Genomic DNA, 14,593 nt, shown 5'->3' on the forward strand with positions numbered 1-14,593 from the left:
GTTCCGGGCCTAGGATGTCCCGCTCCGGCCCTGTTCGCGGTCACCTCTCCTCGGGACCGCCCGACCCCGCGCCGTCGCACGTCCCCCCACCGGCGCAGCGACGATGGACTCCCAGACCTCACAGTCATCTCAGGCATCCCAGTCACCTCATACGTTCCAGGTCGACCTGCGCGGCCTCGTGGACCTGCTCTCCCACCATCTCTACTCCAGTCCGAAGGTCTATCTGCGCGAGCTGCTGCAGAACGCCGTGGACGCGATCACCGCCCGGCGCGCCGAGCAGCCCGACGCGCCTGCGCTGGTGCGGCTGTTCGTCGAAAGCGGCGGGGGCGGCGCCCTGCGCGTGGAGGACTCCGGGATCGGGCTCACCGAGTCGGACGTGCACAGCCTCCTGGCGACCATCGGCCGCAGCTCCAAGCGGGCCGACGGCCTGGAGTCGGCGCGTTCGGACTTCCTCGGTCAGTTCGGCATCGGGCTGCTGGCCTGTTTCGTCGTCGCCGAGCGCATCCGGGTGGTCAGCCGCAGCGCGCGTACGCCCGATGCCCCGCCCGTGGAGTGGACGGCGACCGACGACGGCTCGTACACGGTCCGTACGCTGCCTCATGAGGCACGCACGGAACCTGGCACGACCGTGCACCTGGTGGCCCGCCCCGGCGCCGCCGACTGGCTGGCCGAGGAGCGGGTGCTGTCGCTGGCCCGGGACTTCGGATCGCTGCTGCCGTACGACGTACGGGTGGGCGAAGAGCAGGTCACGGACCTGCCGGCGCCCTGGGACCGCTCGTACCCGAGTCCCGCCACCCGAAGGGTGGCCCTGGCACGGCACTGTCACGACCTGTTCGGGTTCACGCCGCTGGACTCGATCGAGCTGGACGTGCCGCTCGCCGGGATCCGCGGCGTGGCGTATGTGCTGCCGTCCGCGGTCAGCCCCGCCCAGCGCGCCGGCCATCGCGTGCACCTGAAGGGCATGCTGCTCACCGAGCGGGCCGAACAGCTGCTGCCCGACTGGGCGTTCTTCGTGCGCTGCGTCCTCGACACGGACAGCCTGCGGCCCACCGCGTCCCGGGAGTCGCTGTACGAGGACGAGACCCTGGCGGGCGTACGGGAAGCGCTGGGCGAGCGGATCCGGGCCTGGCTGACCGGGCTCGCGGCCGGTGATCCCGAGCGGCTGGCGGCCTTCCTTTCGGTGCACTACCTGGGCGTGAAGTCCCTGGCGCGGCACGACAGCGAGATGCTGCGCACGATGCTGCCGTGGCTGCCCTTCGAGACGACCGACGGGCGGCTGTCCCTGGAGGAGTTCGCCCAGCGGCACCCGGTGGTGCACTTCACGCGGACCGTGGAGGAGTACCGGCAGGTCGCGCCGATCGCGTCCGCGCAGGGCGTCGGTGTGATCAACGGCGGTTACACGTACGACAGCGAGCTGGTCGAGGCGCTGCCCTCGGTGCGGCCCGGGACGGTCGTGGCGGAGCTGGACGCCGACACCGTGACCGCGCATCTGGACACCGTCGACCCGGCGGAGGAACTGGCCCTGTCCGCCTTCCTGGGGGCCGCGCGGGCGAAACTCGACCCCCTGGGATGCGATGTCGTGCTGCGTGCCTTCCATCCCCTCTCCGTGCCCGCGCTGCACCTGGACGACCGGGCGGCACGCCACGAGCAGGCGCGCGCGGACGCCGAGGAGCAGGCCGACGACCTGTGGGCGGGCATCCTCGGTTCGCTGCGCGGCAGCGCCCCACGCGCGCGGCTGGTGCTCAACCACCTCAACCCGCTGATCCGGCGGATCAGTTCACTCGACGACCGGGAGCTGATCGGCACCGCCACGGAGTCCCTCTACGGGCAGGCCCTGCTGATGGCGCAGCGGCCGCTGCGGCCCGCGGATTCGGCGCTCCTGAACCGGGCGTTCATCGGCCTCCTGGAGTGGGCCACCCACAGCAACTCCCCGGAGGAGGGCCCCCGATGAGCCGGATCATGGACTTCGAGACGCTGCGCCGGGCGATGCAGGAGAACTACGAGCAGCCGGAGGGCCCCGCCCGCAACGCGCGCGCGGAGCACCTGCTCACCGAGGCCGAGAAGCTGAGCATCCCGCTCGCCGTCATCGAGGCGCTCGGCCACCAGCTGAAGGTCTACAACTACAGCTCCGAGAAGGACAAGATGTTCGTCCCCTTCGCGCGCCTGCTGCGCATGTGGGACGAACGGCCCGAGGACTTCGACGAGTACGAGACCCACTCCCTGCACTGGGTCTTCAAGTGGATGTCCGCCGGCATGCTCGGCCAGCCGCACATCCCGCTCGCCTCCATCGAGAAGTGGCTCGGCGAGATGGAGCACCGCTACCGGCTCGCCGGGCACTCCGAACGGGCCGTGCGCAGCGCCGAGTTCAGCGTGGCCCGGCACATCGGGGACATGGAGCGGGCCGAGCGGGCGTACGCCGCGTGGCTCGCCGCGGACCGGGACAGCATGGCCGACTGCCACGCCTGCGAGCTGCACGACCAGGGCTGGTGGCAGGCCGAGCGGCGCGCGGACACCGAGGCGCTGGAGCTGTGGCGGCCCGTCCTGGAGGGCGAGTACGCATGCGCGCACGAGCCGCACGCGGCCCTCGCGTCCTCGCTGCTGCCCCTGCTGCGCCTCGGCCACCTGGACGAGGCCCGGGCCCACCATCTGCGCGGCTTCCGGCTCGTACGCCCCATGGAGAGCATGCGCGGCGCGTACGCGGACCACGTGGAGTTCTGCGCGCTGACCGGCAACGAGGCGCGTGCCCTGGAGCTGCTGGCGGAGCGCCCGGCGTACTTCACGGACAGCGGTGAGCCGCGCAGCCGGATGGACTTCCTGGCCGTGGTCGCCCTGCTGATGGACCGGCTGACCTCGCTCGGGCTCGGCTCGCAGACCGTGCCCGGACCGGCGGGACGTACCTGGACCGCGAGTGAACTCGCCGCCCACGCGCGCGTGGAGGCCCTTTCGCTGGCCGGGCGCTTCGACGAGCGCAACGGCACGTCGTACGTGAGCGGGCGGGTCCGGGAGCGCATGGACCAGCCCCCGCTGGTGGAGCGACTGCCGCTGGGCGTACGGGCCACGCGGGCCGTGACCGCTCCCGTGAAGCCCGCGCCCGCGCCGGCCGCCGCCGCTGCCGCCGAACCGGACCTGGCCGCGCTGCTCGCCGAGGCCCGTCGGCTCTCGGCCGCCCTGCACCCGGAGTCCGTCGCGGCGTGGGCCGCGGTCTCGGAGGCGGTCGGGGACGAGGAACTGGCTCCGCGCGACCGTGCCGAGATGACCGACCACGAGGCGATGGGCGGCGGCCCGGAGGGCGTGGAGCTGTTCGCCCGCGCCGCCGAGCTGTACGCCGAGGCGGGCGACCCGGGCGAGGCCCTGGCGGCACGCGCGCGTGGAGCGTACGTACTGGCCCTGTCCGGCCGGACCGACGAGGCGCTCGCCGCGGTCTCGGAGCCGTACGAGCGGGTGCTCGCCCTCTTCGCGGACGGCGGGACCGGCGTCCAGCAGGCGGCTTCCGTGCTGGTGGGGCGGGCGCGGATTCTGATGCAGCGGGTGCACGAGGCGGCGGAGGTGAACGGGGCGGGGAACGGCTCGAAGGCCCTCGCCGCCGCGGAGACCGCCGCGCGGGAGCTGCTGGCCCTCGCCGAGCCGGGCGCCGGGGACGACCTCCTTGTCGCCTCACGCGCCGCGGAGGCGCGGGCCATGCTCGGGGAGCTGGCCGCGCACGCCGGGGACGCGGAGACGGCCGCGGAGCTGCTCACGCGGGCCTCGGAGGCGTTCGTCGCGGCCGGGCTGCCGTGGCTCGCGGTGGAGTACGAGGCCCGGCTCACCGGGATCGCCCGCCACCTGGGCGACGCCGAGGCGGCCGAGCGGGCGGCCAGGGCGGCGCTGGAGCACGGCGCGCCCTTCATGGAGGCGACCGGCCACGCCCAGCTGCACCTCCAGCTGGCCGAGATACTCGGCGCCTCCGGACAGTTCGGGCCCGCCGCGGACCACGCTCTGGAAGCGTCGCACTGGGCCGACGAGGGCGGCGAGGGGCCCACACTCGGTGCCTGGGCACGGCATCAGCTCGGCGGCTTCCTGCTGCGTCAGGGGCGCTGGGCCGAGGCCGCGGAGATCCTGGAGTCGGCGCTGCCGGAGCTGAACCCGCAGACGCACGGCGACGGCGCGATCGTGCAGACCCAGTGGTGGCTCGGCGACTGTCTCACCGAGCTCGGCGAGCACCGCGAGGCCGCCGAACGCTGGCTCCAGGCCGCCGAGATCGCCCGGCACTGGCCCGAACAGTCCGACCACGCGATGCTCGCCCACCTCGCCGCGGAGGCCCTCGGCCACGCGGGCCTGCTCCCCCAGGCGGAGCAGGCGTACGCACGCGCCGGGGACCTGTGGCGGTCCCTCGGCAACGTCCACGGACTGATCCGCTCCCTGCGGGCCCGCGCGTGGCTCGCGGTGCGCGAGGAGGGCGCGGGGCTCGACGCGGCACGGGAGTTGATGGCGGCGGCGCTTCGGGAGTGCGACTCCGCCGTACCGGAGGACACCGACGAGCGGGACCAGCTCGTCGCCGAACTCGGCCAGACCCACCGGCAGTTCGGTGACCTGATCGCCCGCTCCGTGACCGACGACGCCGACGACGACGCGATACACGCCGTCTTCGAGGAGGCCCTCGCCCAGGTCGCACAGTCCGCCACGGTCTTCGCCTCCCTCGGCGGGAACGGCCTCCACAACCGTACGGGCGCCGAACTCGCCGCCGGCTGGCTGGAGGCCGACCTCGAACGCTCCGAAGCGGCCGCGGCACGCGCACGCGTGGTGCTCGCGGCCTACGCCGGGACCGACGACGCCGACGACACCGATGAGACTGCGGTGGCTCGGCGGGCGGAGGCGGAGAGACTGCTGCGGGTCGCCGGAGCCGAGGACTAGGAGAGCCCCGCCAGGAGAGTCCCGCGCGGGGCGGGAGGCGGTCCGTCCCGCGCTACTCGACGCCGATCAGCAGCAGGGCTCCCTGGCGCCCGCCCCGGTACACGACCGTGTCCACGGCCAGGTACGACTCCCGGACCCGGGCTTCGAGGTGGGCCGCGATCGTGTCGGGGGCGTCGTCGCCGAGGACCAGGGTGACCATCTCGCCGCCCGCCGAGAGCATGCGGTTCAGTACCGTCTCGGCCGTGGCCGTGATGTCGGAGCCGATCACGGCCACGTCCCCCTCGATGAGGCCGAGGATGTCGCCGGCCTGGCAGATGCCCGCCATGGTCCAGGACTGGCGTTCCGCGACGGCGACTTCGGCGTACCGGGTCGCGCCGGCCGCCGAGGTCATCGCGACGACGTCCTCGTCGAAGCGCCGCTCGGGCTCGTGCACGGCGAGCGCCGCGATCCCCTGTACCGCGGACCGTGTGGGGATCAGCGCGACCCTGACACCGTCGGCGCGGGCCTGCTCGGCCGCAGCGGCCGCGGTGTGGCGCAGCTCGGCGTCGTTCGGCAACAGCACCACCTCGCGCGCGTGGGCACGCCGTACCGCCTCGACGAGTTCCCCGCTCGCGGGCGGCTCCCCGGGACGCGCGAGCACGGTGGTGGCCCCGGCCCCGGTGTAGAGCCCCGCGAGGCCCTCTCCTGGGACGACGGCGACGACCGCGCGCTGAGCCCGCTCCCTGACCGGCCGGCCGGCGGCGCCCGCCGTGTGCGCGTCGCCGAGCCCGAAGTGGGTGATCCGGATCCGGTACGGCCGCCCGGCCTCGACGCCCGCCTCCACGGCTGCGCCGGCGTCGTCGACGTGCACATGGACGTTCCACAGCCCGTCCCCGCCGACCACGACGAGCGAGTCGCCGAGCGCGTCGAGCCGGTCCCGCAGCCGTGCCACGGCCGCGTCCTCCGCCTCCAGGAGGTAGATCACCTCGAACGCGGGCCCGCCCTCTTCCGGAGCGGGCGTTCCGTCCGCGCACTCCCCCACGTCGCTCACGTCTCCGGGCGGCTCCGTCACAACGGCGTCCACGCGCGCGTACGGCGCCGTCGCGTCCGAGGCCGCCCCCACGCGCGCGTGCCCCGCGAGAACCGGTACCGCCGCCGCGGCGGGCGCCTCGCCCGTGAACGTCTCCACCAGCGCCGCCAGCACCGCCACGAGCCCGCGTCCGCCCGCGTCGACCACTCCGGCCCGCTCCAGGACCGCCAGCTGCCCGGGAGTCGCGGCGAGCGCCGCCCGCGCGCCCTCGTAGGCGGCCCGCGCGACCACCCCGCAGTCGCCTTCCGCACCGGAGGCCGCGTCGGCGGCGGCCGAGGCGACCGTGAGGACCGTGCCCTCGACCGGGTGCACGACGGCCTGCCGGGCCGCGTCGGCCGCGTGCCGGAGGGCGAGCCGCAGGTCCTGCCCGCCGGCGTGCGCGACGTCACTGTCGGTGGCGAGCACCTGGGCCATGCCTCTGAGGAGCTGCGCGAGGATCGTCCCGGAGTTCCCCCGGGCCCCGATGAGCGAGCCGTGCGCCATCGCGCGCACCGCGTCGGCGAGCGTGGGCCGCTCGACGGCCTGCCCGCCGGAGACGGCCTCGTGCCCTGCGGTGACGGCGGCATGCGCCGCGAAGACCGCCTCGACCGCCGCGGCCGCCGACTCCACGGTCAGGTACAGATTGGTGCCCGTGTCCCCGTCCGCCACGGGATAGACATTGATCGCGTCGATCTCCTCGCGCGCGCGGCCGAGGGCCTCAAGCGCGAGACCGCACCAGGCGCGCACCGCGACTGCGTCCATTGTCTGCGGCACCTGCGGCACCTATGGCCTCCTTGAGCAGCCGAACGTCCGACGCAGCGTAGACCCCGGCCAGGTGTCCGCCGGAAGAGGGCCGGGACAGGTCCCCGGGCCAGCCATGGTAGTTTCGTTGTACGGACGCAGTCGTTGTATGCTGCTCCGGTTGCCCGATCCGATCGGGCCTTCTCCCTGGCACCGCCACTCAGATCCTAGATCTTGATCCCGGCATGCCGGGATCAACCGTAAGAGCATCTGAAGTCTTTGGAGTGACCCGTGGCTGCCAACTGCGACGTCTGCGGCAAGGGGCCGGGCTTCGGCAACAACATCTCGCACTCGCACCGCCGTACGTCCCGTCGCTGGAACCCGAACATCCAGCGCGTCCGTACCGTGGTGGGCGGGACGCCGAAGCGCGTGAACGCTTGCACCTCGTGCATCAAGGCCGGCAAGGTCTCGCGCTGACGCTCTGCTAGCGCGCGGCCACTGCTGGTTCGCTGCTCAAAGCCGGTCCACCTCACGGTGGGCCGGCTTTTTGCTGTGCCCTGGCTGCTGTGCCCTGGCTGCTGTGCCCTGGTTGGTGTGACCTGGGTTGCTGCACCCCGGTTGACGAGCCCCGGCTGCCGTACCCGGCGAGGGCCCGTAAACGCTTACGCAAGCGTTTACGCGTCACCCCCGCCGAAACGGCCGACCGCCCCGAACCGCCACCCGTGATCCACCGGCCCGATCCCGCCCCCGAGCGCGAACCCGCCCGCGATCGCCCCGGTGACGTACTCCTTCGCCGCCGCGACCGCCTCCGGCACGGACTCCCCCTTCGCCAGCCCCGAGGCGATCGCACTCGCGAGGGTGCACCCCGTGCCATGGGTGTGCCGGTTGTCGAGCCGGGGAGCACGCAGCCAGTGCTCCTCCGAGCCGTCCGTGAGGAAATCGACGGCGTCACCACTCAGGTGCCCGCCCTTGATCAGCACCCACGCCGGCCCGTACGACAGCACGGCGGCCGCCGCGGACCGCATCCCGGCCTCCGACTCGACCCGTACGCCCGTGAGCTGAGTCACCTCGTCGAGGTTCGGCGTCGCCACCGTCGCGACCGGCAGGAGCTTCGTCCGTACGGAATCCAGCGCGGACGTGGCGAGCAGCGAGTCGCCGTGCTTGGAGACGCCGACCGGATCGACCACGGCGGGCACGTCGGTTCCGCCGATCAACTCGGCGACGGTCTCGACGAGTTCGGCCGAGGAGAGCATGCCGGTCTTGACCGCGTCGACGCCGATGTCGTCGACGACGCTGCGGTACTGGGCGCGCACCGCCTCCGCCGGCAGTTCCCAAGCTCCTTGTACGCCGAGGGAGTTCTGCGCGGTGACGGCGGTGAGCACGCTCATGCCGTGCACGCCGAGCGCGAGCATCGTCTTCAAGTCGGCCTGGATACCGGCGCCGCCGCCGGAGTCGGAGCCCGCGACCGTCAGCACACGAGGCGGGGCGCTCCTCGCACTCCCGGCGCTCCCTGTGCCCCCGGCGCTCATGACTCGATGTCCGCGAAGTGGTCCCAGCCGCCCTTGCTGGTCCACGGCGCCCCGTCGACCGTGACCTGCGGCAGCGCCGACGGGTTGAGGACCTCGCCGATCACCTTCCAGCGGGCGGGCAGCTTCACGTCCGGCGGGAACGTCGCGACGATCGCGTGGTCCTCGCCGCCGGTGAGCACCCACTGGATCGGGTCGACGCCGACGGCCTGACCGATGTCGTTCATCTGCGAGGGGATGTCGACGGCGCCGGAGCGGATGTCGATACGTACCTTGCTGGCCTCGGCGATGTGGCCGAGGTCGGCGATCAGCCCGTCGCTGACGTCCGTCATCGAGGTCGCGCCGAGCCCGGCGGCCGCGGGACCCGCGTGGTACGGCGGTTCGGGCCGCCGGTGGGCCTCGACGAAGGCGCGCGGCGAGCGGAAGCCGCGGGAGAGCACGGCGTGCCCGGCCGCGGACCAGCCCAGCCAGCCCGTCACGGCCACCACGTCGCCGGGCTGGGCGCCGGCCCGGGTCACCGGCTCGTGGTTGCGCAGGTCGCCGAGCGCGGTGATCGCCACGGTGATCGTGTCGCCGCGTACGACATCGCCGCCGACCACGGCCGCGCCCGCGACCTGGCACTCGTCGCGCAGGCCGTCCATCAGCTCGGACGGCCAGGTGGCGGGCAGTTCGGCCGGGACGACCAGGCCGAGCAGCAGCGCGGTCGGCACGGCGCCCATGGCGGCGATGTCCGCGAGGTTCTGCGCGGCCGCCTTGCGCCCGACGTCGTACGCCGTGGACCAGTCACGGCGGAAGTGCCGCCCCTCCAGGAGGATGTCGGTGCTCGCCACGACCCTGCGGTCGGGGGCGGCCACCACGGCGGCGTCGTCGCCCGGACCGACGCGTACCGCCGGAGTGGTGGTGAGCCGTGAGGTGAGCTCCTTGATGAGCCCGAACTCCCCCAACTCACCCACAGTTCCCTTCACCGAGTCTCACCTGTTCCCTTCGTGCCCATGACCCGGCCTGCTTTTCGGCCGGGGGTCCGGGGGTGTCCCCCCGGGAAGACACAGCATCGTCGTGCGTCCCCGTCTGTTACTGCCTCTGCCCAGTCGCGAGCTGCCTGCGACCTGGGTACGGTCGAGTCGACCGTCAACGTGTGCGGTCCTTCCACCCCGGCGCGCAAGCCCCAGCCCCCGCGGGTCTCCCCGCGGCGAGCGGCGACGCGATACCGTGGCGTTCCTTTTCCCCACATGATCCTCGTGGCCGCCCTGGAGGTTCCGTGGTACAGGCGTACATCCTGATCCAGACGGAGGTCGGCAAAGCGTCGACCGTCGCCGAAACGATCAGCAAGATTCAAGGGGTGATCCAGGCCGAGGACGTAACAGGACCGTACGACGTGATCGTGCGGGCCCAAGCCGACACAGTGGACGACCTCGGCCGCATGGTGGTCGCCAAGGTCCAGCAAGTGGACGGCATCACGCGTACCCTGACCTGCCCGGTCGTGCACCTGTAGCCCCCGTCTACCCTTGGCCGGTGGACTTCTTCCGTCACCGGCGCACCTCTTACTTCGGGCTGCCCGCCCTTGTTCTGCTGATCGCGGCCACGGGCTGCTCCTCAGCAGACGACAACGCCCCGACCGCGGTTCCCAGTCCGGGCGCGAAGGTCACCAAGCTGTGCCAGAACCTGGACAAGTCGCTGCCGCGGAAGGTGGACGGTCTCGACCGGGAGGATCCCGAGCCCCGGTCCGCGCTGACCGCGGGCTGGGGAAGCCCGGCGATCATACTGCGCTGCGGTGTACGGCGACCCGCCGAGATGCTCGACCCAAAGGCATCCTCGACCGTGGTGAACGGAGTGGGCTGGCTGGTGCAGGAGCAGGACGACGGCGCGTACGTCTTCACCTCCAGCCTGCGCCTGGCCTACGTCGAGGTGCAACTCAGCAAGGACCAGGCCAAGAAGGGCGCCGGCGCGCTCGTCGACCTCGCCGCGCCCGTCAAGAAGGCGATCCCCGAAGGAATCGCTGACTAGGCCCGCTGGCAGGGACGGGAAACCACCGGTTGTTCGTCGGCTGCGGGTCCGCCGTGGCTGGTCGCGCAGTTCCCCGCGCCCCTTATGGGCCGTTGCCCGCGCCCCAAGAAGAAGCGTGCTCCTGGGAAAACGCCCCCTTGGGAAGGGGTGCCCACCGGAAAAGACCTACCGCAGGCCCGTCGGCCTGTGCAGCGCCGCCTGGATCAGGCGGTCCACCAGCTCCGGGTAGGGCACCCCGCTCGCCTCCCACATCTGCGGATACATCGAGATGGGAGTGAAGCCGGGCATCGTGTTGATCTCGTTGATCACGAAGTCGCCGTCGTCGGTGAGGAAGAAGTCCGCCCGGACCAGGCCCTCGCAGGAGGCGGCCTCGAAGGCCTCGACGGCGAGGCCCTGGACCTCGGCGGTCTGCTCGGGGGTCAGCGGGGCGGGCACGATGCCGGGGGTCGAGTCGATGTACTTCGCCTCGAAGTCGTAGTAGGCGTGCGACTGCACCGGCGGGATCTCGGCCGGTACGGAGGCCCGCGGCCCGTCCTCGAACTCCAGGACCCCGCACTCGATCTCGCGGCCGCGCAGCAGCGCCTCAACGAGGATCTTCGGGTCGTGCTGCTGGGCCGCCGCGATCGCCTCGTCCAGGCCGCCCAGATCGTCGACCTTGGTGATGCCGATCGACGAGCCCGCGCGCGCGGGCTTCACGAAGAGCGGCCAGCCGTGCTCCCCCGCGAAGTCGATGATCTTCTTGCGGGCCGCGGACTCGTCGAGCTCCCACTCGCGGGGGCGGATCACCACGTACGGGCCGACCGGCAGCCCGAAGGAGGTGAACACCCGCTTCATGTACTCCTTGTCCTGGCCGACGGCCGAGGCGAGCACGCCCGAGCCGACGTACGGGACGCCGGAGAGCTCCAGGAGGCCCTGCAGGGTGCCGTCCTCGCCGTACGGGCCGTGCAGCATCGGGAAGACGACGTCGACCTCACCGAGTGCCTTGGGGACCGAACCGGGCTCGCTGTAGACGACTTCACGGCTGGCAGGGTCGACGGACATGATCACGCCGCCCTCGTCCGACTCCGCGAGCTGCTCGACGTTCGGCTGGCGCCGGTCGACGATCGCCATCCGCTCGGGCTCGTCCGCGGTGAGCGCCCAGCGGCCGTCCTGCGTGATGCCGATCGGCAGTACGTCGTACTTCGTACGGTCGATGGCACGCAGGACCGCGCCGGCGGTGACCACGGAGATGCCGTGTTCGGAGCTGCGGCCGCCGAACACGACGGCCACACGCGGCTTACGGAGCTGCTGCTCGGGGCTCTGGGGCAGGTTCTCGGTGCTCATATCGCGTTGAGAGTACCCGTTGGTAGGGCCTTGAGTCAGCGTGGCTCGGCCCGCGGGTGAGCCGAAGGGGCTGTGACGCCCCGGAGGCGGACCGAGCGCGAAAAGAGGGGTCGCTCAGCGTCGCTCGGGCTTGGCGCTGCGCGACATCATTTCCTTGAGGGCGACGACCGGTGGCTTGCCGTCGTGGACGATGTCGACGACGGTCTCCGTGATGGGCATGTCGACTCTGTGCCGGCGCGCCAAGTCCAGTACGGATTCACAGGACTTGACGCCCTCGGCGGTCTGCTTGGTGACGGCGATGGTCTCCTGGAGGGTCATGCCCTTGCCGAGGTTGGTGCCGAAGGTGTGGTTGCGCGAGAGCGGCGAGGAGCAGGTCGCCACCAGGTCGCCCAGGCCGGCGAGTCCGGAGAACGTCAACGGGTCGGCGCCCATGGCGAGTCCGAGCCGGGTCGTCTCCGCCAACCCCCGTGTGATGAGGGACCCCTTGGCGTTGTCGCCGAGCCCCATGCCGTCCGCGATGCCGACGGCGAGACCGATGACGTTCTTGACGGCGCCGCCGAGTTCGCAGCCCACCACGTCGGTGTTGGTGTACGGGCGGAAGTACGGCGTGTGGCAGGCGGCCTGGAGCCGCTGGGCCACCGCTTCGTCGCTGCACGCGACCACGGCGGCGGCCGGCATGCGGGCGGCGATCTCACGGGCGAGGTTGGGCCCGGTGACCACGGCGATGCGGTCGGCGCCGACCTTGGCCACGTCCTCGATCACCTCGCTCATCCGCATCGCGGAGCCGAGTTCGACGCCCTTCATGAGGGAGACCAGGACGGTGCCGGGCGCGAGCAGCGGCGCCCACTCCGCCAGATTCCCGCGCAGCGTCTGCGAGGGGATGGCGAGCACCGTGAAGTCGGCGTCGCGCGCGGCCTCGGCGGCGTCCGTGGTGGCCCGCAGGTTCGCCGGAAGTTCGATGCCGGGCAGGTAGTCGGGGTTCGTACGCGTGGAGTTGATCGCTTCGGCGAGTTCGGCCCGCCGTCCCCACAGCGTCACGTCGCACCCGGCGTCGGCGAGCACCATGCCGAAGGCCGTGCCCCACGATCCGGTCCCGAAGACGGCCGCCTTGACGGGCTTGCCGGATGTCGTCACTTGCCGTGCCCCTTTTCGTGCTCTGCCTCGGTCTTTTCCTGCACAGCCGTTTCCTGCACGGCCAATTCCTGCACAGCCGTTTCCTGTGCGGTCTTTTCCCGCTCTTCCTGGGCCCGCGTCCTGCGCCGCTGCTCGATACGCACCTGGCGCGGGTCGTACGGCGTCGCGGGCGCCTTCTCGCCGCGGATCACCTCCAGCTGAGCGGTGATCGCGGCCATGATGACCTCGGTGGCCTCCTTCAGGAGGTCGGGGGTCATCTCCTTGTCGTAGAAGCGCGAGAGGTCCACGGGCGGCCCCGCGAGCACTTGGTGCGTCTTGCGCGGAAGGATGTTGGGTTTCTTCGCGTACGGGGGCAGCAGCAGGTTGGCGCCCCACTGGGCGACCGGAATCACCGGGCACTTGGTCTGCAGCGCGACCCGTGCGGCACCCGTCTTGCCGATCATCGGCCACAGGTCGGGGTCGCGGGTGAGGGTGGCCTCGGGATAGAAGGCGACGCACTCTCCGCGCTCCACGGCGTCGATCGCGGCCCGGTAGGCGCTGAGGGCGTCGGTGCTCTCGCGGTACACCGGGATCTGCCTGGTCCCGCGCATGGCCGCCCCGACGAAACCCTTCTTGAAAAGCCCGCTCTTGGCGAGGAATCGCGGAACACGGCCCGTGTTGTACTGAAAGTGCGCGTACGCGAACGGGTCCACGTGAGAATTGTGGTTCACCGCGGTGATAAATCCGCCCTCGGCCGGAATGTTCTCCATTCCGCGCCAGTCCCGCTTGATCAGAACCACCAGCGGCGGTTTGCAGAGCACCGCTGCGAAGCGGTACCAGAAGCCGATTCTGCGGCGGGGCACGCGGACACCTTCCTCTAGGGCCTGGGGGGCCGCACAAGTGTCGCTCCAGGCCGCCTGTCTGTCGAGAACACCGTACGCCCCGGTCATCGGACGGCCAGGGCGTCCGGGTCACAATAGGTGCGGCAAGGGAGGGACGGAGCGCGCGTGCAGTGGACCTTGGTCATACCCCTGAAAGCCCTGTCGCGGGCGAAGAGCAGGCTCTCGGACACCGCGGCCGACGGCCTGCGCCCCGGGCTCGCCCTCGCCTTCGCGCAGGACACCGTGGCCGCGGCGCTGGCCTGCCCGGCGGTCGGCGATGTGGCAGTAGTCACGGGCGACGTACTGGCCGGGCGCGAGCTGGCCGCCCTGGGCGCCAGGATCGTCCCGGACGAACCGGAAGGCGGCCTGAACGCCGCTCTGACGCACGCCGCCTCGGTCGTACGCGCCAGAAGCCCCCAAAGCCCACTGGCGGCACTGAACGCCGATCTGCCCGCCCTGCGCCCCCTGGAATTGGCCCGCGTCCTCACCGCGGCCGCCGAATTCCCCCGCGCTTTCCTCCCGGATGCCGCGGGATTCGGCACCACTCTCCTGGCCGCGTCTCCGGGTCGCGAATTGCTCCCCGCATTCGGCCCCGATTCCCGCACCCGCCATCACGCCTCAGGAGCCACAGAACTCCTTCTCGCCACAGTGGATTCCGTACGCCAGGACGTGGACACCGGCGAGGACCTGCAAGCGGCACTGGCCCTGGGCGTGGGCCCACGCACGGCGGCGGCGGTAGAACGCCTGAAAGCGGCCTGAGCTCTCTTCCACCGCGCCTTGTCAGGTCGCGCGCCTATAGGGGCGCGGGGAACTGCGCGGCCAGCCCCCACAAACCCGCAGATCATCCACCGACCGTCGAACCCCGCCCCAAGCGGAGCGCCTACTCTTCAACCATGCAGGCGACCGCGTACACGTACGACCCAGAAACCCGCACCGGCCAGGTGCTGCTGGACGACGGCACCCCCGTCCCCTTCGACGCCCCGGCCTTCGACAGGGGCGGGCTCAGACTGCTCCGCCCGGGGCAACGCGTACGGATCGAGGTCGAGGGCGAGGACAAGGCCCGGCGC

The 14,593-nt window shown here is 72.0% G+C and carries 12 protein-coding genes; 6 read left to right on the forward strand and 6 right to left on the reverse strand.

Annotated elements, in window-relative coordinates; genetic code table 11:
- Nucleotides 1-103: 103 nt before the first annotated feature.
- Together GAS53_RS46520 and GAS53_RS46525 are read left to right on the forward strand one after the other, a co-directional pair.
- Nucleotides 104-1,951 carry an HSP90 family protein gene (locus GAS53_RS46520; RefSeq protein ID WP_151483843.1) on the forward strand — a complete coding sequence of 616 codons (1,848 nt, stop codon included), beginning with the start codon at nt 104-106 and terminating at the stop codon, nt 1,949-1,951.
- Nucleotides 1,948-4,890: a tetratricopeptide repeat protein gene (locus GAS53_RS46525; protein WP_151483844.1), complete on the forward strand. Its 2,943-nt coding sequence runs from the start codon at nt 1,948-1,950 to the stop codon at nt 4,888-4,890. Before GAS53_RS46520 ends, GAS53_RS46525 begins: the two co-directional genes overlap by 4 nt.
- Nucleotides 4,891-4,942: 52 nt before the next feature.
- On the opposite strand, the gene GAS53_RS46530 is transcribed toward GAS53_RS46525, so the two are convergent.
- Nucleotides 4,943-6,721: a DAK2 domain-containing protein gene (locus GAS53_RS46530; protein WP_151483845.1), complete on the reverse strand. Its 1,779-nt coding sequence runs from the start codon at nt 6,719-6,721 to the stop codon at nt 4,943-4,945.
- 249 nt (nt 6,722-6,970) lie between these two features.
- Here GAS53_RS46530 and rpmB point away from each other — a divergent pair, with 249 nt between their 5' ends.
- A complete protein-coding gene (gene rpmB, locus GAS53_RS46535; protein WP_003993230.1) occupies nt 6,971-7,156 on the forward strand; it encodes a 50S ribosomal protein L28 in 186 nt (61 codons plus the stop codon).
- Nucleotides 7,157-7,353: 197 nt separating this feature from the next.
- Here the strand turns inward: rpmB and thiD are convergent, their stop codons facing one another.
- Together thiD and GAS53_RS46545 are read right to left on the reverse strand one after the other, a co-directional pair.
- Nucleotides 7,354-8,208, reverse strand: a complete 855-nt coding sequence (gene thiD, locus GAS53_RS46540) for a bifunctional hydroxymethylpyrimidine kinase/phosphomethylpyrimidine kinase (RefSeq protein ID WP_151483846.1) — start codon at nt 8,206-8,208, stop codon at nt 7,354-7,356.
- Entirely contained in the window at nt 8,205-9,170 is a 966-nt protein-coding gene (locus tag GAS53_RS46545) for a thiamine-phosphate kinase (RefSeq protein ID WP_151483847.1), read from the reverse strand. Before GAS53_RS46545 ends, thiD begins: the two co-directional genes overlap by 4 nt.
- A gap of 293 nt (nt 9,171-9,463) precedes the next feature.
- On the opposite strand from GAS53_RS46545, the gene GAS53_RS46550 reads away from it, so the two are divergent.
- Nucleotides 9,464-9,697: an Lrp/AsnC ligand binding domain-containing protein gene (locus tag GAS53_RS46550; RefSeq protein WP_151483848.1), complete on the forward strand. Its 234-nt coding sequence runs from the start codon at nt 9,464-9,466 to the stop codon at nt 9,695-9,697.
- A gap of 20 nt (nt 9,698-9,717) precedes the next feature.
- A complete protein-coding gene (locus tag GAS53_RS46555; RefSeq protein ID WP_151483849.1) occupies nt 9,718-10,209 on the forward strand; it encodes a DUF3515 domain-containing protein in 492 nt (163 codons plus the stop codon).
- 165 nt (nt 10,210-10,374) lie between these two features.
- Here the strand turns inward: GAS53_RS46555 and GAS53_RS46560 are convergent, their stop codons facing one another.
- The 3 genes from GAS53_RS46560 to GAS53_RS46570 all read right to left on the reverse strand — a co-directional run bounded on the left by GAS53_RS46560 (nt 10,375) and on the right by GAS53_RS46570 (nt 13,508).
- On the reverse strand, nt 10,375-11,532 hold the full coding sequence (locus tag GAS53_RS46560) for a D-alanine--D-alanine ligase family protein (protein ID WP_151483850.1): 1,158 nt from the start codon (nt 11,530-11,532) through the stop codon (nt 10,375-10,377).
- A 114-nt stretch (nt 11,533-11,646) separates the two neighbouring features.
- Nucleotides 11,647-12,666, reverse strand: a complete 1,020-nt coding sequence (locus GAS53_RS46565) for an NAD(P)H-dependent glycerol-3-phosphate dehydrogenase (RefSeq protein WP_151483851.1) — start codon at nt 12,664-12,666, stop codon at nt 11,647-11,649.
- Nucleotides 12,663-13,508: a lysophospholipid acyltransferase family protein gene (locus GAS53_RS46570; protein WP_151483852.1), complete on the reverse strand. Its 846-nt coding sequence runs from the start codon at nt 13,506-13,508 to the stop codon at nt 12,663-12,665. Before GAS53_RS46570 ends, GAS53_RS46565 begins: the two co-directional genes overlap by 4 nt.
- 144 nt (nt 13,509-13,652) lie before the next feature.
- On the opposite strand from GAS53_RS46570, the gene cofC reads away from it, so the two are divergent.
- The gene (cofC, locus tag GAS53_RS46575; RefSeq protein WP_151483853.1) at nt 13,653-14,285 is read left to right on the forward strand and encodes a 2-phospho-L-lactate guanylyltransferase; all 633 of its coding nucleotides are present in this window, start codon (nt 13,653-13,655) and stop codon (nt 14,283-14,285) included.
- Nucleotides 14,286-14,593: the final 308 nt, after the last annotated feature.

It is taken from the genome of Streptomyces albicerus, from assembly GCF_008905045.1.
In the GTDB taxonomy this organism is placed as follows: domain Bacteria; phylum Actinomycetota; class Actinomycetes; order Streptomycetales; family Streptomycetaceae; genus Streptomyces; species Streptomyces albicerus.